General features: G+C 53.3%; 18 protein-coding genes. 2 read left to right on the top strand and 16 right to left on the bottom strand.

Annotated features, from left to right (window positions below):
- Positions 1–84: 84 nt before the first annotated feature.
- The 16 genes from fdhD to AC0YNW_RS08025 all read right to left on the bottom strand — a co-directional run bounded on the left by fdhD (position 85) and on the right by AC0YNW_RS08025 (position 18,247).
- Positions 85–894 (bottom strand): formate dehydrogenase accessory sulfurtransferase FdhD, encoded by an 810-nt coding sequence (gene fdhD / locus AC0YNW_RS08100; RefSeq protein WP_475831506.1) that lies wholly within the window; start codon positions 892–894, stop codon positions 85–87.
- Positions 895–913: 19 nt separating this feature from the next.
- On the bottom strand, positions 914–3,271 hold the full coding sequence (locus AC0YNW_RS08095; RefSeq protein ID WP_475831505.1) for an FdhF/YdeP family oxidoreductase: 2,358 nt from the start codon (positions 3,269–3,271) through the stop codon (positions 914–916).
- 332 nt (positions 3,272–3,603) lie between these two features.
- The gene (gene infC, locus AC0YNW_RS08090) at positions 3,604–4,101 is read right to left on the bottom strand and encodes a translation initiation factor IF-3 (RefSeq protein ID WP_475831504.1); all 498 of its coding nucleotides are present in this window, start codon (positions 4,099–4,101) and stop codon (positions 3,604–3,606) included.
- 143 nt (positions 4,102–4,244) lie between these two features.
- Positions 4,245–4,910, bottom strand: a complete 666-nt coding sequence (locus AC0YNW_RS08085; RefSeq protein ID WP_475831503.1) for an HAD family hydrolase — start codon at positions 4,908–4,910, stop codon at positions 4,245–4,247.
- 499 nt (positions 4,911–5,409) lie between these two features.
- The gene (locus tag AC0YNW_RS08080; RefSeq protein WP_475831502.1) at positions 5,410–6,954 is read right to left on the bottom strand and encodes an MDR family MFS transporter; all 1,545 of its coding nucleotides are present in this window, start codon (positions 6,952–6,954) and stop codon (positions 5,410–5,412) included.
- A gap of 54 nt (positions 6,955–7,008) precedes the next feature.
- Entirely contained in the window at positions 7,009–7,674 is a 666-nt protein-coding gene (locus AC0YNW_RS08075; protein WP_475831501.1) for a hypothetical protein, read from the bottom strand.
- Positions 7,667–8,383 (bottom strand): hypothetical protein, encoded by a 717-nt coding sequence (locus AC0YNW_RS08070; protein WP_475831500.1) that lies wholly within the window; start codon positions 8,381–8,383, stop codon positions 7,667–7,669. Before AC0YNW_RS08070 ends, AC0YNW_RS08075 begins: the two co-directional genes overlap by 8 nt.
- A gap of 14 nt (positions 8,384–8,397) precedes the next feature.
- Positions 8,398–9,021, bottom strand: coding sequence for a YhbD family protein (locus AC0YNW_RS08065; protein ID WP_475831499.1), 624 nt, complete (start codon positions 9,019–9,021; stop codon positions 8,398–8,400).
- 227 nt (positions 9,022–9,248) lie between these two features.
- Positions 9,249–10,322, bottom strand: a complete 1,074-nt coding sequence (locus tag AC0YNW_RS08060; protein ID WP_475831498.1) for an ABC transporter substrate-binding protein — start codon at positions 10,320–10,322, stop codon at positions 9,249–9,251.
- Positions 10,319–11,125, bottom strand: a complete 807-nt coding sequence (locus AC0YNW_RS08055; protein WP_387478258.1) for an ABC transporter permease — start codon at positions 11,123–11,125, stop codon at positions 10,319–10,321. The genes AC0YNW_RS08060 and AC0YNW_RS08055 overlap by 4 nt, the downstream gene beginning before the upstream one ends.
- Positions 11,112–11,930, bottom strand: a complete 819-nt coding sequence (locus AC0YNW_RS08050) for an ABC transporter permease (protein ID WP_387478255.1) — start codon at positions 11,928–11,930, stop codon at positions 11,112–11,114. Before AC0YNW_RS08050 ends, AC0YNW_RS08055 begins: the two co-directional genes overlap by 14 nt.
- A complete protein-coding gene (locus tag AC0YNW_RS08045) occupies positions 11,920–13,038 on the bottom strand; it encodes an ABC transporter ATP-binding protein (protein WP_475831497.1) in 1,119 nt (372 codons plus the stop codon). The genes AC0YNW_RS08050 and AC0YNW_RS08045 overlap by 11 nt, the downstream gene beginning before the upstream one ends.
- Positions 13,039–13,132: 94 nt before the next feature.
- On the bottom strand, positions 13,133–14,950 hold the full coding sequence (locus tag AC0YNW_RS08040; RefSeq protein ID WP_475831496.1) for a putative bifunctional diguanylate cyclase/phosphodiesterase: 1,818 nt from the start codon (positions 14,948–14,950) through the stop codon (positions 13,133–13,135).
- Positions 14,951–15,288: 338 nt separating this feature from the next.
- Positions 15,289–17,313: a YhgE/Pip family protein gene (locus AC0YNW_RS08035; RefSeq protein WP_475831495.1), complete on the bottom strand. Its 2,025-nt coding sequence runs from the start codon at positions 17,311–17,313 to the stop codon at positions 15,289–15,291.
- A 104-nt stretch (positions 17,314–17,417) separates the two neighbouring features.
- On the bottom strand, positions 17,418–17,993 hold the full coding sequence (locus tag AC0YNW_RS08030) for a TetR/AcrR family transcriptional regulator (RefSeq protein WP_387478245.1): 576 nt from the start codon (positions 17,991–17,993) through the stop codon (positions 17,418–17,420).
- A gap of 83 nt (positions 17,994–18,076) precedes the next feature.
- On the bottom strand, positions 18,077–18,247 hold the full coding sequence (locus AC0YNW_RS08025) for a hypothetical protein (RefSeq protein ID WP_475832182.1): 171 nt from the start codon (positions 18,245–18,247) through the stop codon (positions 18,077–18,079).
- 259 nt (positions 18,248–18,506) lie between these two features.
- On the opposite strand from AC0YNW_RS08025, the gene ytxJ reads away from it, so the two are divergent.
- Together ytxJ and AC0YNW_RS08015 are read left to right on the top strand one after the other, a co-directional pair.
- Positions 18,507–18,845, top strand: a complete 339-nt coding sequence (gene ytxJ, locus AC0YNW_RS08020; protein ID WP_387478242.1) for a bacillithiol system redox-active protein YtxJ — start codon at positions 18,507–18,509, stop codon at positions 18,843–18,845.
- A 319-nt stretch (positions 18,846–19,164) separates the two neighbouring features.
- Positions 19,165–20,412: an S-layer homology domain-containing protein gene (locus AC0YNW_RS08015; RefSeq protein WP_475832181.1), complete on the top strand. Its 1,248-nt coding sequence runs from the start codon at positions 19,165–19,167 to the stop codon at positions 20,410–20,412.
- Positions 20,413–20,476 lie beyond the last annotated feature (64 nt).

The following is a 20,476-nucleotide window of genomic DNA, read 5'->3' as shown; positions in this document are numbered from 1 at the left end:
CTCCAATTCTGTCCTTCTTCTGTCAGCGGGACTAAATGATAATGATTTTCACCAGGAAGATCATACCCAATCCCTTTTAGAGTGTCAAGGTAATGAATGGTTTATAACGATTCGTTCTGCATGCGTATAGACCGTAAATTGACGGCCGCGGATAAAGCCAACGCATGTTATGCCCAGATCATGAGCCAGCCGAAGCGCCAGGTCGGTCGGCGCGGACTTGCTAAGCACAATTCCGCAGCCCATTTTAGCCGCCTTCAATACGACCTCCGACGACAGCCTGCCGCTGAACACAATTGCCTTATTCGCCGTTCCGATCTGATGCAGCAGACAATGCCCATACAACTTATCCAGCGCATTATGGCGGCCGACATCCGTCATGACGGCAAGCAGTCCATCTCCTTCAGCGAGCGCGGCGTTATGAACGCCCCCTGAGTTATGAAAGTCGCTAGAGCTTTTCTGCAGCTGTTCCATGAATGAGATGCATTGCTCCGGGGTTAACGTCCTCCTGGTCATAATCGTGCGCGCAGTCATCATGTCGTTGTGAAAATAAAACTGGCGGCTCTTCCCGCAGCAGCTTCCGATGAATCGCTTCGACACCTTCTCCCGCGCTACGGACGGCTGGCCTGTCAGCTCCGCGTATACGTATCCGCTATCTTCGTCGATATGCAGACGCTTCACCTGAGCAGCTTCCCGAATCATTCCCTCAGAAGCGAGAAATCCATAGACAAGCTCACGAAGATGGGTCGGTGAACAGACGATCGTCGCAAATTCCTCCCCATCCAGCTTGACCGTAAGCGCATATTCGGTTGCGATCTGATCGTCCAGCGCTTCGAACTGCCCCGTATCGCTGCGGTATTGCATCGCTCCCCATACCGATAGATTGCCTCTCTCCATCTGTCGCACCTCCCCTCAGTCAAGCCGGCGGCTCCATATCCAGCTCGGCAACCGTCTTCTCTGCGTATCGCGTATCCTTGTGCGCATGGTACCGGTCCGCCCGCTCTACTTGAACAGACGCATTATATTCCGGGATGCCAGCGTGAGGCTCGTAGACACCCCGCTTGAACAGCATGTTGCTCTCCGGCCAATATAGCTCGATATTGCCGCTTGCTACGGGAGCCAGCTTCGCACGCCCGTGGAAGAGGCCGTGGCGGTTATGCACGACGATGTCATCGCCGTTCTGCAGATCCAGCTTGACTGCATCCTCGCTGCTGATTAGCACATCATGCCGTGCCGCTGCATTAAAGCTGTCGTGTTCCCCGTAGATCATGGAGTTGAACTGCTTCCCCCTTCTGGTGGTCGCATACATCCGCCCCTCCGACCGCTGCAAGTCTGGAATCGGAATTGGCAGCAGCTGCCCCTTGCCGTCCAGAGTCGGACAATGGCCCCCTTCGCATAGCCAGGCATTGCCCCACTGGAAGACGTCGCCGCGATTATGAAGCCTCTGGATGCCGTCATAGTTAGGCGCGGCAACCGCGATCTCCCTGCGGATGTCCTCTGCGCTGCGGAAGCGGGCCAGCGCTCCTCTGTCTCCGTTGATGCGTTCGGCCAGCTCGCCGAATATGTCCCATTCCGCGCGTGCCTCGCCAATGCGCGGCCCCTCGATCTCCGGCGAAAAGTAGACCATTCGTTCCGTCGAAGTCGACGTCCCTCCGCCGGGCTGTTCGTAGCGAGTCATCGCCGGCAGCACGATAACTTCTTCTGCGGCGTCGGCAAGCGCCGAGCTGTTCAGCACAATGTCCTGATGCACACGCAGCTCAACCGACTCCAGGCAGGCCTGGACATGCTGCGGGTCCGGCATCGTCTCCAGGAAGTTCCCGCCCGATGTGTAGAACAGCCGCAGCTTGCTCTCATGGCCCTCCGGCAGCAATGCGTTCTCCAGCGACACGCCGACGATATCCCCTTGCCACTCCGGCAGGGGAAACTTCCATACCGCTTCGATTCTGGCGCGATCCTCAGCCGCGCTCATCTCTCCTCCCGGCAAGCTGAACGGGTCCGCCCCCATCTCGCCAGAGCCTTGGACGCCGCTATGTCCCCGGATGGGCATCAGCCCGCAATGCTCCCTGCCCAGGAACCCGCGAAGCAAAGCCAGATTGGCAACCTGAGAGATGTTGTCCGTCCCGAAGCGATGCTGCGTCAGCCCCATGCTCCATACGAAGACGCCCGAGCGCGCACCGGCAAGCAGACGGGCCAGCTCCTCCATGCGGGAGCGCTCAAGCCCGGATGAATGCTCGATATCCGCCCATGCCAAAGCTTCCACATGCGTGCGCAGCGCCTCATAACCGTTCGTATGGCGACCAACGAACTCATTGTCAATCGCGGAACCGCTCGCCGACGCCTCCATCTCGAACCAGCATTTCATGATGCCGTGCATGAATGCAATATCACCGCCGATACTCACCTGATAGAAGTCATCCGCAAGCTTGGTCCCGAACAAAGCCGACTCTGCAATAGATGGAATCCAATATCCGTCCATTGCCGGCTCGCGATAAGGGTTAATGACGATGATCTTCGTACCCTTGCGTTTGGCGGCGTACATATATTTTGTCGACACCGGCTGGTTGTTCGCCGCTACGCTGCCCCAGAACAGCAGTACGTCAGTCCCGATCCAGTCCTTGTAGCTGCAAGTGGATGCGCCGACGCCAATCGAACGCTTCATGGCAGTCTTGGACGGTGAGTGGCAGATGCGCGATGCATTGTCGATATGATTCGTGCCGATCGCCCTGGCAGCCTTAGCCGCCGCATAATAGGTCTCATTCGTAATGCCTCTTCCGGTCAAATAAAACGCGATTCCCTTCGGATCAATCGCCTGTGCCTTGTCCGCAATTCGCGACAGCGCCTCATCCCAGCTCAATCGGCTGAAGCGGGTTTCGCCTCTGCGCCGGATCAACGGATAAGGCAGCCTGCCGAGCTGCCGGAGCTCCGCGCTGCTCAGCTGCCGCAGCTCTCCAATATCGGCATGCAGCCAGCGCTCCTTCATGGCCGGCATCGTATTGAGGCGAAGCACATTGAGGCGCGTCGTGCAGACATGCGGCCCTTCCAGCGTCTGATCATACAACCCGGATACACCAAGCGCACAACCATCGCATACTCCTTGCGTCAAGATTCGATAAGCGTAAGGCAGATTGTTGCGGTTATCCCATACCGTCTTGAACGTATCGCGAATATGATGCGGCTTTACAAGGCCAAGCCCGAAGGGCCGCTTGCTCACCCACAACCGGGAGTCCCAGCTCTTCGGCAGCTTGATCCGTCCGGTATGCTTTGTGTTGCCCATGCTCATTCCCCTCCCAATCCCAATCTATCAAGCAGCGATCGAAAAAAGACCGCTTTCGCAATGATCCCAAGTGTTCCCACTCCAAAGCTCATTTCCGGCAGTCTTATCATTGATTCGTTGAACGGTTCGATTCAGCCCAGTGTATCAAGAAAACGGTTACATGACAATGCAAACAAAGACAGCCTGGATCATCAGGCTGCCTGCATGACGCATATTAGAGTTAACCGTCTAGATCACCAGAACCTACGCTTGAACTTTGCAATCACATGCAACCCGGATAGCATCTATGCTTGGCCGTTCATAATTATGGCTTCGTACAGGCCCCCGGCCGGTTACTTCGGGATCAGCTCCAGAGCCGCTTGCTTGCCGCTTAGTTGAACGCCAGTCTTGCGGGTTCCGCTCGCCTTCAGATCGGTCGCAAGCCCCTCCAGCAGCGTCTTGGCGGCTGGTCCTTCCTTGCCCTGAATACGAACTACCAGCAGAACGCCATGGCCAGATTCCAGCAGCTTCTCCGCTTGCCTGCGCTTCGTCTCGTAATCATGGTCTTCAATGCTTGCTGTCAAGCGAATTTCTTTCACCTTGACCTGCCCATCCTTCTGGCGGGCTTCCTTCCCGGCTTGATCCTTCTCCCGCTTCGCCGTTCCCCGGCTGACCAGCCGACAAGGCGGCGGGCTGCTCATCAGCGAATCGCATACCAGATCCGCCTTCAGCTGCTTCGCCAGATCGAGCGCTTCCTCGCGGGATACGACGCCAAGACGCTCGCCATCCAGACCTGTCAGCAATACCTCGACAGCCTTGATCGCTTCATTCATCACTAATTTCGATGCCATTGCTCTTTCTCCTCATCCTCTATCCATCTATGACCGTCGCGGCTTCGCCGGACGATGCCTTGCCCTTATTATGGGCAACTCAGACAGCAATCGCAAGGCCGAGGCGACGCGCTCCCGTCTCCTTGGCCTATCCATAAAATTAGTTATCCGGCATGCACGCCTACAAGCGATCGGAAATCAAGCTTAGCTAGCGATTCCGCATAGATGTAACGCGCTTCTTGGTCAAAGGTAAGCATCTGCGTCAGAGGATTGGGCACGATGACACAAGACATACCTGCCGCCACCGCTGCTCTGGCGCCATTAGGCGAATCCTCGATGGCAATCGCTTCTTCCGGCGCCACGCCAAGCTTCTCCATTGCCTTCACATACAGCTCCGGATCAGGCTTCACCTGACTCACATCATCCGCTGTGCAGATGACCTCGAAATAATGGCTAATACCTAGCGCATCCAGATGCCGGTCAATCCATTCCCGTCCGGAGCTGGAGGCAAGACCGATTCGAAGGCCCGCATCCTTAGCCAGCTCCAAGTAATCCAGAATACCTTCGCGAACGACTTCTTTCGCCAACAAAGTGGTGTGATCATCATGGATCTTCAAGCGGAATTGCTCCTTGTCGATCTGCAGGCCCAGCTCGGTCATCAGATACTCGTAAGGATTAAAGGTATGGTTATTCGTGCCTACGCACTCCGAATATTGATCGATCGTCAGTTCAACGCCATGCTCCTTGTAAGCATCGCGAAAAGCATAGAACCAAGGTGTCTCCGTATCAAGAATTGTTCCGTCAAAGTCAAAAATCATAGCCTTAATCATAGATGTGCTCCTCTCCAGCATCTTGCAATCATTATGTTATCAAGACGGTAGCATGACAAAATAGGTACGTCAAGACAAGCCGTCCGGCACAGACGCCAAACACAAAACGCGGCAATCAGCGATATTCGTTGACAAGCCTGGGATGGAAACGGATTCTAAGAGCGATGACATAGGTCCATATTTTTTAAAAAAAGAAAAGGGACTGTCCCATAAGACGAAATAGTTGTGCCACACACCGCTAATTGTGCCGAAAGTACGGTATTGACCAGAATTAATGGCAGATAACTAAGGGACGCGCCTCACTAAATTGAAAGACAACCAAAAGCCAAAGATGGCGGTGCAGGGATAACACCCATGGCACCGCCATTTCTTCATTTTCGCCGGTTCACATTCATCAAGTGGATGTCTCTTAAAGTAAACCTTCTTCTGAGACAGTTCCTCACTCTAATTCATCCTTCTATATCCTTTCGTTCATTCACTCCATACATTGTTAACCATGTTAATGGGATGCGTGCTGTCCTTCTTCCCCTTTTGCAACGGCGGATATGTCCAGCTTGCTCCTGCCCATAAAGAAAGCTACAAGGAGCGCAAGCACCGCCGGAATCGCCGCCAGGCCGAACGTCAAGGTAATCGACGACGACAATGCGGTCGTGATCGTATCCAGCACCTCCGACGGGAAGGTTGCGCGCGTCTCCGGCTTCAGGAGCTCCCGTGGATCGCCGAAGGCCATGTCGCCTCCGCCCTGCGCCCCGCCCGCAGCGAACGCATCCGACAGCTTATTCGTAAACGCATTGCTCTGGATGATGCCGAACACTGTAATGCCGACCGTCATGCCGAGCGAGCGGATAAACGTAAGCGTCGAGCTCGCCGTACCGCGCTGCCGTGTCGAGATGCCGTGAATAGCTGCATTGCTGAGTACCGAGAACGATGCACCAATGCCAAGGCCAATCAGGATCATATACAAGGTCACTTGAAGGCGGCTGGACTCCGGCGACAAGGTCGTGACGAGCAGCGTACCGACGACCAGGAGGATCAGCGTAGACACCATTATGTTCCGGTAAGGAATCTTGGTCATCAGGAAGCCGCCAAGCGAGGCGGTGACCACAGAGCCCAACATCATAGGCAGCAGCACCAAGCCGGAGTTCGTTGCGGTCCCGCCAAGCACACCTTGAACAAAAATCGGGATATAGACCGATGCGACGATAAACGCCGCCCCGCTGAAGAACGAGGTCAGGATGCTGGTCGCATACACGCGGTTTTTGAACAGCCCGTACGTAATAATCGGTTCCTTCGCCTTGGTCTCCACGTACAGGAAGATCGCAAGCAGCACGGCGCTCGCTGCGAACATGCTGATAATCTCCCATGAGCTCCAAGGGAAAGTCTTGCCGCCGAGCTCTAGACCCAGCATGAGACCGATAACCGCTCCAATCAACGTAGCAGCGCCCAGCCAGTCAATCGGCTGCTTGGACCGGTCATGCGACTCCTTGTAAAAGAATGCGATCATGCAGAAAGCAATCACACCGAGCGGCAAGTTAATATAGAACACCCATTGCCACGCAATGTGGTCGGTGATGTAGGCGCCGAGCAGCGGCCCGAATATGCTGGACATGCCGAATACTGCGCCGAACAAGCCGCCCAGCTTGCCGCGTGACTCTAGCGGTACCGCATCGAACATGATCGTGAACGATGTCGGGATCAACGCACCGGCACCGATGCCTTGAATAGCCCGGAAGAGAGCCAGTTCTGTAATCGTAGACGCTGTACCGCATAGCGCCGAACCGATCATAAAAATAATTAACCCGAATACGAAAAACCGCTTCCTGCCGTACATATCCGACAGCTTGCCGAAGATGGGCATACCGGCCATCTCCGCTACCATGTAGGCGGAGGTAACCCATACGAACTTGTCGAGCCCGCCCAGCTCTCCTACAATATTGCCCATTGCCGTGGCGACGATCGTATTGTCCATCGATGCCATCAGAATGGCGAGCAATAGTCCGGCAATGACGATGCCGAGACGATTTTTTTGTTGTGTTGCAGACATAAATTCGCGACCTCTCTTCTTCATCTACAATCAGACTCTTGCGAGCCGATTCTTTTAAACGTGATATTCCGACTGCGCCTTGGCATTGCCGCTCTTCTCATATGAATCGCGATATTCGACTCTGCCAATGACACAGCCTTGTCCGATCCGCACCGTATTGCCGCGAACGACATCCGCAATCGTATGCTCCAGATCAAGCCGGTCGCCTTCAATAAGCCCGGCGCGCAGCTCCGCGATGGAATCCTGCTGGAACAGCTCCTTGAGCAGCACCCCTCTGCTTCTGCGAACCGTAACGACTCCGCCCACGATTTCGCTAACGGTAGACGGGCCATAGAGCTTGATCAGCGCCTGTCCGGCATTCACGCTGCCGCCCGATAGGGCTCCGCGCAGCTCCAGCTTCTCAGCCTCAATGGCCCCTTGGGAGGACAGATGACCGGACAAGCGCATCTGATTCCCGCGTATATTCCGTCCAAGCCGCAGCTCTCCCGTGCCCCTCAAGCTTCCGCAGCTCATCGGGCCGTCTACCAGCACTTCACCGGTAAACTTCAAGTACTCGGAATCCAGACTTCCTTTAATATGTGATGTCCCTGTCAAATAAAACCCTTCGCAGGCCACATCGCCCGCCAGGATCGCATCGCCGGTTATCCGTACGCGCCCGAACTGGCCGCCAAGCGATTCCGTATCGCCGACTAGTCTGATATCATTCCGCTTATCATCCATACGTTCTCTCCTCCCTTCCAATCTCGGCGTCTGGATGCCTGGTCAATTGATCACGATACTCCACGCGTCCGATTCGGCAGCCCTTACCAATCATCACCCGTTGTCCTCTTACAATATCCGCATGCGTATATTCCAGCTGGATGTCGTCGCCTTCAATGACATTCGCTACCAGTCTCGTCTCGTTGCCCGGTATGATCCACTTCAGGAGCCACTTCCAACTGCTGCCGCTAAGACGGCGAACCCGAATCGACTCTCCGCCAATCTCAGAAGCTCTGCTCTCCATATGAGAGAGACCCAGCTCCATCTCACCCGCGTTCAGCAGTCCCTCCACTTTTATCGCGCCGTGCAATTGAACCTTCTCTGCTTCCACATTGCCGTCGGACTTTAGAATGCCGCTAATCCTAATGGATTCCGCCAAGACGTGGCTTTCCGTCTTCACCATTCCATTGATGTTTATCATACGCCCCTTGAGGGCTCCTTCAATGTTAAGCTTCCCGTCAGCCCTGAGTTCAGGCGTATCCATACTTCCTTCGACCGTCAACACTCCATTCACTCTGGCCGCAGATGCCGCTCTCACATCTCCGGCGATACGGCCGACGCCATCAACGTGGACATGGTCATACGTTCCTCCAGCCGCTCGAATAACGCCGTTCATTCTCAAATTCGGCAGGCCCCCCGGCCAAGCATGCTTCATTTCTCGATACATCATTTGTCCTCCTTTCTTTATACCAACCGCTCAATCAGCTTCTCCGACCAGTCTGCAAGAGGCGCTCGCACCACTATCTTCACACCACTGTCGAAAAACAATTCCGCAGAAGCGGATATGAGAGCAAATGAAGCAATCCCCATTCGCCTGATGAACACCAGCTCGCAAGGCTTTCCATTAAAGGCCGGGTAATGTTCGCGAAGCATATGGATCAGCGCGTCCCCTTCCTCCACACTCATCTCGCCTGGCTTAAGCAAGGCATCCACTGTATATAGATAAAGCATGTCTTGAAAGGCATAAATCTCATTCCCGCTCTCCGGTCTGGTCCAGCGCTGCAACACCATATCCGACACAATGTTCCGCTCGGCGAACTCACTTTTTCGCATTTCAATGCCCGCTTGCTTGCCTGTCAGCTTATCCGCCAATTCATCCAGGGATAAATCATCCTTCAGATTCACGATCTTATCGATTCTCGCCAGAATTAGCTCCCTTGGAAAAAACGTCTCCTGTCCCGTAAATGCAGACTTCCGAATGAACCACTCCTCCGGGATCAACTGCTTCCTCTTCCAGCGGTAGAGCTGTCCATAGGATATGCCCGTCGCCTCCAGCAGCTCCTTCTTGGATATAAGCTCCATATCCATTCACGCACCCCCTGTCACAAGTAGAGTGTAACATAACATTGTTACGCTACAAATCGGTCTCCAGACTGAGCGTATCTGCAACCAGAGGTCAGTCCATGGCAAGCATTCTGCAATCCCGCATGAAAGAGAAGCAAAAAACCGACGTTCTGCTAACGAACGTCGGGATTAATGGGTAATCAAGGGGGGATGACCGAAGCTTTCACCTTTTCCAAGTAGGGTCAGGCTAATTATTTCCGATGCATCTTAAATTCCAGGAACAGCTCGTTATAATGAGACAGCATGCGTGGTCCCAGATTATCATAGACCTCCAAACGCTCCGTCAGCTCCTCATCCGGATAGAACCGCTCGTCGCCGGATATATCTTCAGGCAGTATAGCCAGCGCGTCCTTGTTCGGCGTGGAGTAGCCGACGTATTCGGTGTTCTGCGCGGCAACCTCGGGATCCAGCATAAAGTTGATGAACTGATGAGCGCCCTCCAGATTGCGGGCCGTCTTCGGAATGACCATATTGTCAAACCACAGATTAGAGCCCTCTTCCGGCACGATATAGTCGAGCTCCTCATTCTCGTCCATAATTTCCGACGCATCCCCGGACCATACGAGTCCGGCTGCCGCTTCTTCGTTCGCCATCAGCATCTTGATCTCGTCGCCGACGATCGCCTTCACATTTGGCGTCAGCTTCGACAGCTTCGCAAGCGCTTCTTGCAGATGCTCCTCGTTCGTATCGTTCAGCGAGTAGCCAAGGCTGTTCAGTCCCATGCCGATGACCTCGCGCGCGCCGTCGAGCAAGAAGACATTGTTGCGCAAGCTCTCGTCCCACAGATCGTCCCAGCTGTCGAAGTCCAGATCACCGACCAGATTGGGGTTGAAGACGATGCCGACCGTTCCCCAGAAGTAAGGCACGGAATAGGCGTTCTCCGGATCAAAGGACAGGCGCATGAAGCGGGAGTCGATATGCTCCAGATTCGGGAGCTGCGAATGATCAAGCTCCAGCAGCAGATTGTCTTCCTTCATCTTGCTGATGGCATATTCGGATGGAATTGCCACGTCGAAGGTCGTACCGCCCTGCTTGATTTTCGTCATCATCGCCTCGTTGGAGTCGAAGGTTTGATAGATCACCTTAATGCCGGTCTCTTCCTCGAACTGCGCAATCAGCTCAGGATCAATATAGTCGCCCCAGTTGTAGACCGTCAGCGTATTGCCTCCGGAGTAGCCGGCGCTGGAGTTCATCTGCGATGTCACGTACATTAAACCGAATGCGACAAGAAAGACGAGCAGAAACATGCGGACCAGCTGGCTCATACGCGCACCCCCTTGCCTGCCGGACGGTTGTTGCGGCGGTTAATAAAGTAGTAGCCAATCACCAGCAGCACCGTGAACAGGAAGATCAGCGTAGACAGGGCGTTAATCGACAGCGATACGCCTTGCCGCGCCCGCGAGTAGATCTCCACCGACAGCGTTGAGAAGCCGTTGCCCGTGACGAAGAACGTCACCGCGAAGTCATCCAGCGAATACGTTAACGCCATAAAGAATCCCGCGAAAATGCCGGGTTTGATATACGGCAGAATAACCTTCGTCAGGACTTGCCAGGAGCTTGCGCCGAGGTCGCGCGCCGCATCGATCAGCGAGCCGCCCATCTCCTGCAGCTTCGGCAGCACCATAATAACGACAATCGGAATGCTGAACGCGATATGGGACAGCAGCACGGACACAAAGCCTAGCTGAATGCCCGCGATTGTGAACAGAATCAGGAATGACGCCCCGATAATGACGTCAGGGCTGACAATCAACACGTTATTCAGCGTGAGCAGCGTGCCCTTCGGCCGGTTGCTGCGGATATAGTGGATCGCGATGGCGCCCATGACCCCGATAATCGTCGAGATCGCAGCGGACAGCAACGCAATCACAAAGGTATTCAATACAATAATAAGCAGCCGTGTATCCTGGAACACTTCGCCGTAATAGTCCAGCGTGAAGCCTTCGAAGTTTCTCATGGCTCCGCCGCTGTTGAAGGAGTAGAACATCAGATAGAAGATCGGCGCGTACAGGATGACGAACACGGCGATCAGGTACAGGTTGGACAAACGCCATTTACTTTTTGACAATGTCGATCAGCCCTCGCTTTCGATTCCCGGTTAGCAGCATCAGAATCGCCATCGCGATAATGAGGAACACGGCGATCGTCGCCCCCATGCCCCAGTCCTGCGTCACAAGGAAATGCTGCTCGATTGCTGTGCCGAGCGTAATGACGCGGTTACCCGCAATCAATCTTGTAATCATGAAGAGCGACAGCGCCGGTATGAATACCGCCATGCACCCCGCCTTCACCCCGTCAATCGTCAGCGGGAATACGACGCGGCGGAACGTCATCCAAGGCGAGGCGCCCAGGTCGCGCGCTGCGTCGATCAGCGTCGGATTCATTTTCTCCAGCGCGTTGTAGACCGGCAGAATCATAAACGGAATGAAGATATAGACCGACACGAACACGAAGCTGAAGTCGGTGAACAAGATTTGTTTGGTGCCGATGCCCGTTACTTCCAGCACCGAATTCACGAAGCCGTATGTACCGAACAAGCCGATGAACGCGTAAGCCTTCAGCAGCAGGTTGATCCAGCTTGGCAAGATAATGAGCAGCAGCCATAGCGCCTTATGTTTCGTCTTCGTAAGCAAGTAAGCCGTCGGATAAGCCACCAGCAGTGAGAATAAGGTAATCAGAAAAGCATACCAGAACGAGCTGAGCGTCATGCGCAGATAGACCGGCGTAAAAAACTTCTGGTAGTTCTCGAACGTGAACTGCCCTTCCACATTGAAGAAGGAATAATACGCGATCAGCAGAATCGGCGCGATGACGAACAGGACAATCCATAGTACATAAGGAACAAGGTACAGATTGCGGGCTCTAGCTTCCATGGCTGTCCCCACCGCCGCTTTCCTCGTACGACTCCAGACGTTTGTCGAACTCTTCTTCCGTCTCGCCCAGACGCATAACATGGATCGCTTCCGGCTCGAACGTCAAGCCGATTCTCTCCCCGACCGTCGCCTTGCGCGTCGAATGGACAAGCCATTCATTGCCGGTATCATCATAGCAGCTGATCTCGTAATGCACACCGCGGAACAATTGGGTATCCACGCGCACCTGAAGCTTGCCGCTCTCATGCGACGTAATCTCCAGGTCCTCCGGACGGATGACGATATCAATCGTCTCCCCTTCGTTCAAGCCTTGGTCGACGCATTCGAATGTCTTGCCTGCGATCTCGACCTCGAAGTCGCGCAGCATGCGGCCCTTCACGATGTTCGATTCGCCGATGAAGTCCGCTACGAAGCGGTTGATTGGCTCGTCATAGATATCGGTCGGTGTGCCGGACTGCTGGATCGTGCCTTCGTTCAATACGAAGATTTCGTCCGACATCGCAAGCGCTTCTTCCTGATCATGCGTAACGAAGATAAACGTAATGCCAAGGCGGCGCTGCAGCTCGCGCAGCTCGTATTGCATCTCCGTTCTCAGCTTCAAGTCAAGCGCCGACAGCGGCTCGTCGAGCAGCAGGATTTCCGGCTCATTCACGATCGCGCGAGCGATGGCGACGCGCTGGCGCTGACCGCCGGACATCTCCGTAATTTCGCGGTTCTCGTAGCCGCTCAGGTTGACGAAACGCAGTGCTTCAAGCACCTTGGCTTTGATCGTGTCGTTCTTCAGCCCTTTGATGCGCAGGCCGAATGCGACGTTCTCGAATACATTGAGATGCGGGAATAGCGCGTAATCCTGGAATACCGTATTCACTTGCCGCTCGTTCGCCGGCACCCGGTTAATCACTTTGCCGTTAAAATAAATGTTGCCCTTCGACGGCTCCGTAAATCCGGCAATCAGACGCAAAATCGTTGTCTTGCCGCAGCCTGACGGCCCTAGCAGCGTATAAAATTTGCCCCGCTGAATCTCAAAGCTTACATCCTTGAGTACCGCAGGGTCGTTATGGTCATATTGTTTAGTCACATGTTCGAAACGAATGATCGTCTCTTCCAATCCCACCAACCCCTTCGTCCTATATAAAAGAAATCCATAGTGATTATACAGCATCTCCGCAAAAGGGCAAGTGGAAACAAAATAATCGGCCAATTCAAACCTTTGACTCCTGCAGATGTTTGAAGTCCAACAGCCGTTCGATCTCTTTTGGCGGAGAGGGGCGGTGGAAATAATACCCTTGCCCGAACTCGCAGCCGAACTGCAGAAGCGCTTCAATTTCCTGCCCGGTCTCAATTCCTTCGCAAATAACTTGCAAATTCATGCTGTGTCCAATGTCGACAATAAGCTTCACAATGGATGCTGAGGATGCTGCGCTCGATAATTCTTTCGTAAAGGAACGATCAATTTTCAGGTAATCCAGCGGCAGCTGTCCCAGGACACTCAGAGAAGAATAGCCTGTTCCAAAGTCGTCTATAGCGATTTTAATACCATGGCGCTTAAGCTCGTTCAAGATCGGAACCGACTCCTCTACACTCTGCATCATGCTTTCCGTAACCTCTAGCTCCAGCAGCGCAGGATCAAAATCCGTCTTCTCCAATATGCTGAGCACCTTGGAAGGGAAGTTCAGCGACTTGAACTGACGAATGGAAAGGTTGACGGCTAACGTCAGTCTTGAATTTCCTGCTTCATGCCAGCTCTTGACCTGACTGCACGCCTCCTCCAGAACCCATTCCCCCAACTCCACAATTACGCCGTTCTGTTCGGCAAGCGGAATAAAGAGTGAGGGCGCAATCGGCCCCATATCGCTATGCGTCCAGCGCAGCAGTGCCTCCACTCCGCGGATTTCTCGCGTTTTAAGATCTACTAGCGGCTGGTAGTGTATCGACATTTCGTGTTTAGCTATGGCGCTGCGGATGTCATTCGCCAGCCTGACTTGACGCAGCAGCTCCTCGTTTTTGATATCAGTGAAGAAGCGGTAGCCGTTTTTATCGCCGCGCTTTATGCTATACATCGTTTTGTCCGCATATTGGATAAGCGTCTCCCCTTCCCCCGCATCTTCAGGAAACAAGCTGATTCCTATGCTGGTCGTCGCATAAATGTGCTTGTGACCTATGTGGAACGGGTTCTGAAAGGAGCGGACAAGCCGTTCCGCCAGATCCGCAATTTCCTCCTTCCGCCGATAGGAGCATAGCAGCACGAACTCGTCCCCGGCATAGCGGGCAACAAAGCAGGACGGATCCGCGAAATGGCGAAGATGGTCGGCAATGTCCCGCAGCAGTTGATCTCCCGCACTATGGCCCATCATATCGTTCACATGCTTGAACTCATCAAGGTCCAGAAACAGGACAGCAAGCTGCTTTTGTTGAACGATGTCCATATCTAAATGCTTCATAAGCGATTGGCGGTTCGGCAGACCGGTAAGCATATCGTAGTAGGCCATATGCTCAAGCTGCCGGAAAGCTTCATTAAGCTTGGCATTCAGCCTTGCATTGGCCTCATTCTCTTTCTTCAAGTTCCGGAAGTAAAAGGCCAGCAGCGAATAAAGAATCATATTGATGACAACGCCGCCCAAGATCGCCTGCAGCATTTCCGGAGACTCCTCGGGCCAGCTAATCGGCGTAATATAAAGGTAGTAGCCCCCTGCTGCAAACACAGGGATCGGCGACGGCAGCAGGAACGCCAGAATGACGAGCGTTAAATACATGACGCTAATCAGCTTGTCGAACGTCAGCTCCGGCAGCGCGCAGAAAAAGAAGACAAACGCAACTACGGAAAGGCAATATTTGAGCCACAGCGGTTTGACCAGAATGGAGGCAAAGATGAATACGGCAAATAGGAGAGCGAACATACGACCTTGCGAGCTGCTGACGGAGCTTATCATATTGAGGCTGAGGGATATCGCCGTAAGAAAGCTGACGATATGGGGTGTTATCTTCATAAGGCGTTTTGTCCAGTCTTGCATCCATTTCATCGATCGCGATGCCCCCTAATCGGCAATTATAAGCGGCTTTCTCCGAGTGAGAATCTTTCACTTAAAAATTTCCATATCGTATGAGGGATTCCTTCTGTTTTTTTGCATGCACGATCATTTTTGTATAAATAGCTTTTAGAATAGCCATGCGAGCCTGACCAAAACGGGCGACCACCCTATGTAAAGCAGCCCACGGCGGATGAGACTGGATGCTTGACACCGTTTTTCCTTTCAAAAGAATGCCGACAGACCATAATAAAACGGCACCTGATAAAGGTGCCGTTTGCGTGAAGATGATGTAGCGTTTGTATAAACCGAAGCAACGGTTGATCTTCTATTTATGCAATAGAAGTGGATGCTTCTCTTGTATCGCCGCCTTCCTTGCGATGGCTTGCGATAAAGTAAGCCAGCGTCAAGCCTGCGAAGACGACTGCATAGATGCCAAGCAAGCCGGCGTCTCCCCACATGCGGGTCGTTTCGCCGCTGGAGATGACGTCCTTCAGGCCTGCGACCGAATACGTCATTGGCAGCCAAGGCGTTACATGCTGCAGCCAGCCCGGAATCAATTCCAGCGGGAATGTGCCCGCGGAGCTGGTCAGTTGCAGGATGAGCAGCACGATCGCTACAAAACGTCCAGGGTTGCCCATCGATGCTACAAAGAATTGAATCAGCATCATAAACGTGATGCTTGTAATGATCGAGAACAGAATGAACAAGCCCATATTCTGTACTTCAAGCTTCAATAAGAAGATGAGCGCCGCGTCCGCGATCAAAGCCTGGATCGTACCGACGAGCATCAGTGTTAGCGCCTTGCTCCAGAACCAGCTCCAGCCATTCGCCGGGCGGATCGCAGGTTCCTTAACGGAGTAAACAATCGTAATCAACAGCGCGCCTACATACAAGCCCAGCGACAAGAAGTAAGGGGCAAAGCCTGTACCGTAATTCGGCACTTCCGTTACCCGGTCCACATCAAGCTGGATCGGCTCGGCGAACATGCCGACCATCTCATCGGTCATGGACAGCTCCGAAGTCTGCGACGATGCATCGCTCAGCTTCGTGGACAACTCGTGAGTACCGTCTTCCAGCTCCACTAGACCAGATGTCATCTTGGTTGCCCCCTCTTCCAGCTGCTTCGCACCGGAAGTCATGGAGCCTACCGAATCATTCAGCTTGCCAAGTCCTTGGGACAGCTCTACCGTACCGCCCGACAGCTTAGTAAGGCCGCCAGCAAGCGTGCTTGCTCCCGTCTTTGCTTCACCCAATTTGGTTTGCAACGTATCTGCGCCGGAATTCAGCTGCTTCAATCCAGCCTCCAAAGCGTTCGCACCAGCAAGCAATTCCTGTTGGCCTGCAGATGACTTCTCAAGTCCGCCGGCAAGACCTTTACTTGCCGCAATCAATGCTTGGAAGTTAGGGTCGGCGGCAAGCGCCTCGTTCTGCGCAGCAAGTCCTTCCAATCCGGCAGTCAGCTTGGCAGCGCCTTGCTCCAGCTCTGCTGTACCCGCAGCGGATGCTGTCAGGCCTCCCGCCAGCTTCGATGCACCGTCTTGAGCGCCTGCCGCTCCGCTTGCCAATTGTCCGCTTGCATCAGCAAGCAATCCCATACCATTCTCCAGCGATAATGCTCCGCCCTTCAGCTCCGCAGCGCCGCTTTGCAATTGCTTGCCTGCCGTGTTCAGCTTGGAGACGCCATCCTGCAGCGTAACTGTACCGCTAGTCAGCTTGCTCAAATTCTGCTCCAGCAGTTGCGCGCCGTCCTTCGCTTTGGTCGTGCCATCGGCTATCTTGCCTGCGCCGTCGCTTGCTTTCACAATACCGTCAGCAGCCGTTTCCAGCTTTTCGAACACCGTTCTGGTGTATACTTCCGTTACTTCTTTATTCAGCAAGCCTTTCATTTGCTCAACCGCCGTATTGCCGATTTGCGCGGCGAGGAAGTTGTAGCTTTCATTCGGCAGGAATACCAGCTTCGCCGGTTCCGGCTTATCTGAAGTCAGCGATGTTGTTTTCTCCGAGAAGTTGGCCGGAATCTCAATCGCCATATAATATTTGTTGTCCTTCATGCCTTGGACGGCTTCTTCCTTCGTCACAAAGGCCCAATCGAATTTCGGATTTTCTCTTAACTTTTCCTCAAAGTCATCACCAATATGCATTTGCTTGCCTTGAAACTCCGTGCCTTGGTCAGAATTGACTACAGCCACCGGCAGCTCCTCCATCTTCGCGTATGGGTCCCAGAACGCGCCTAGAAACATGGCTGTATACATGACCGGAACCGTCAGAACTGCAATGACCGGAATCAGCACCTTCTTGTTGCGTGCGATCGCCGCCAGCTCTTTGCCGAATTGCCGCAATCCTTTCAACTTCATATTTCCCACTCCCTGTTTGTCTGTGTATGTTGGCCGGTATTGTCAGTACGAATTGACTAATTCGGACAATCGGTCATTTTATGAGGTAAAAAAAGGCATCCCGCTTACGCCGGCGCCAGGCCTTGCTCCAGATAAAATCGTAACCGCTCCGCCACTTCTTCTTTCTTCAGCGGCTCATGCGTTTTCTTCCAATCCACCGTCAGCGCCATGTACAGCTTCAGCATGACGAATGCCGTCATCTCCGGCTCGCAAGGCTTGATCTCGCCTTTCTCCACCGCAGACTTCACTTGGCTCGCAATGTAGCCGACTACCGCTCGCTCCAACTGCTGCAAGCCCTCCAGCGCCATTGGCGTGCCGATCTCCCGCATCTCCTGCGACAGCTTCAGCGCCAGCTCATGTTCCTCGCGGAAGTCGAGCAGCAGCTCCAGCGCCGCATTCAGATTGTCGAAGAACTTTCTTCCGGGATTGATCGCCTGCTCGGCGAGCCGCTTCATATCCCCGATCATCCGGTTCATAATCTCCTGGAACAGCTCTTCCTTGTTCGTAAAGAACGTATAAATGGTGCCCTTGCCGACATTGGCGATCTTGGCTACCCCGTCCATGGTCGTCGCTTTGTATCCGAATAACGAGAATGACTTCGCTGCCGCATCTACAATGAGCTGTCGTCGATCAATGGCCACTCGCAACGCCTCCTTTTTCCTCTGACTTCGTGACCGAATGACCAAAATACTAAAACGGTCATTTCGTTGCTGTACACATATTATCACGATTCATTTTCAAAAATCAACCCCAAGTGTGATTTTTTTAACACTTTGGTGGTTATCCTTTTCGAGAAGCCGATATAATGCTGTCCTTCTCCCTCATAATCGCGAACCGTGGAGCACCCAAGCTCATGCACTTTACCAAAAAACGTTTCATATAGTTGCTTCGCAATCCCCTTATTTCGATAATCCGGATGAACGCCAACGAAGTGAATGTGCGCTTCACGGATTCACGAATAGCTCGAATCATCATGAGCAACTGCCCTCCCCTTATACAAAAGAATTCTCCAGTAATTCCCGACAATATAGCATACTCATTATCATGAGAAGATTGGTCAAGAGATGACTTTAATCGCTCACTAGAGATATAATAACGACAGGATACGGTATGAGCCGATTCAATCCACCTATAGATGAAGGAGTGTCACGCATATGACATACAGAGAAATTACAACCATTGAAGAATGGGATAACGTCCTCCAAGCATCCGACGCCAAGCCCCTCGTTGTGTTCAAGCACAGCACCACTTGCCCGGTCAGCGCCAATGCGCATGAAGAGTTCAGCAACTATCTCGGCGGCAGCCCGAAGGATAATATCGACTATGTGCTGGTGAAGGTGATCGAGTCCCGCCCTGTCTCCAATAAGATTGCAGAAGACACAGGCGTGAAGCATGAATCTCCGCAAATCATCTATATCGATAAGAAGAAGAAAGTATGGACGGCGTCCCACTGGTCCGTTACCAAAGCCCACATTGGCGCAGTATTGGACTAATCACGATTACCTACTATTAAGACGGCTTCGAGAGCTCGTTCGGCTCTTGGAGCCGTTTTTGTTGTTCATGCGCCTGCATGGACGTTATCCCTTAGTACCTATGCGCGCTGTTCGTTATTGCGTCCAATGTCCCCTGAACCATTTTGCTAAATATATGTAAATGAGACTATAGCTATCACTCCTCCCTATGCACAAAGCGCTAGCGCCAGTAGGGCCTTCCCGGTTGCCAAGGTTGCATCATTCTGCCCATTCTCAATAACGCCCGGATATGGTTATCTAAAGGATGTCGGAATAAATCGATTTGGGAGGACATGGATTGATGAAACGGTTGGCACTACTAATGATAAGCATCACGATGGTTTGGGCGGCCATTATGCCCACTTCAGCATACGAGAAAGCGGTTGCGGCAACTCAGGGCTCCCCATTTAAAGACACGCAAGGCCATTGGGCGGAGAAAACCATCATCGACATGGTCAATCGCGGCATTCTGGAAGGCTACCCGGACGGGACTTTTCGACCAGAAGAGACCGTGAAAGTTGATCAATTCGTCAAAATGCTCATTCTTTCATACGCCGATCTGCACCAGAACGGCTCGCGCAGCTGGAACGCCGGTTTCATGAACTCTCTGAGTCTAGAGAACCAGGCCATTCTGAAGCAGGATTACCGCTACTTCACCTTCGCGCCGAATACGGTCGGCTACTGGGCCAAGGATTTTATCGATATTGCAAGCGACCTCCATTTCCTGAACAAAAGCCGCTATTCTGATTTTCAGATGGACATGACGCGCGAGAACGTGGCGGAGGTCGTCTATTATACGCTGCAGGAAACGGAATTTCTGGAAGACAGCATCTATGGGCAAAAAATGGCGCAAGCCTTCGGCGATATTAAAGGAGCCACGGAGCGGGAGCAGCGCTTCATCGCGGAGACGCTTGTGAAGGGCATCATGGAAGGCTACCCGAACGGCTTCTTCGGTGTCGGTCAGAAGGTGACGCGCGCCCAGGCGCTTGTCATTCTGGAGCGTCTGACCGTCAAGTCGACGCGACTCAAGATCAACGTATCGCCTGACAAGCTGGAGCGGATCGTGCCTACGTTCGGCGGCGGCAGCAAGGTTATCGTCTTCCCAGACAAACGGATGTGGGACGCTTACGAATCTCTGCTGCTCGTAGGACAGCTCAGAGGCGCCAATCATGACCTGTATGATACGACGCTGCGCCTATTCAAGGACCAGACGGAGAAGGAGAACGTCCTGAACCGACCGGCAAGCACCACGGCCATTAATGAAGAAGCCGCGATCTGGCTGGACCCGCAATACAATACGTACGGCATCACAATGAGACTGCGCGACGGATCGCTGGCACGCAACAAAGAAGCCGTCGAGATGTTCGCCAACGGCCTATTCGGCTACAACGCCATTGCCTTCAAGCAATTGTTCAGTGAAGTTTGCGAGAAGGTGGAGAAGGGTGAGGCGGTTACGCAGACTCACGCGTCCATCGGCAACGATACGATCAATATTCTGGTCGATAGCAAGCAGAAGCAGGTCATCTTCTCGATTGCAGCTAAAAAGTAGCGTTCGGCGCTTGCGCATATCTCCGCTTCATACGGACCATAACAGGGCAGCATGCCAATACGCA

It is taken from the genome of Paenibacillus sp. J31R120 (assembly GCF_056269225.1).
This window is presented reverse-complemented; position numbering and strand designations above follow the sequence as displayed.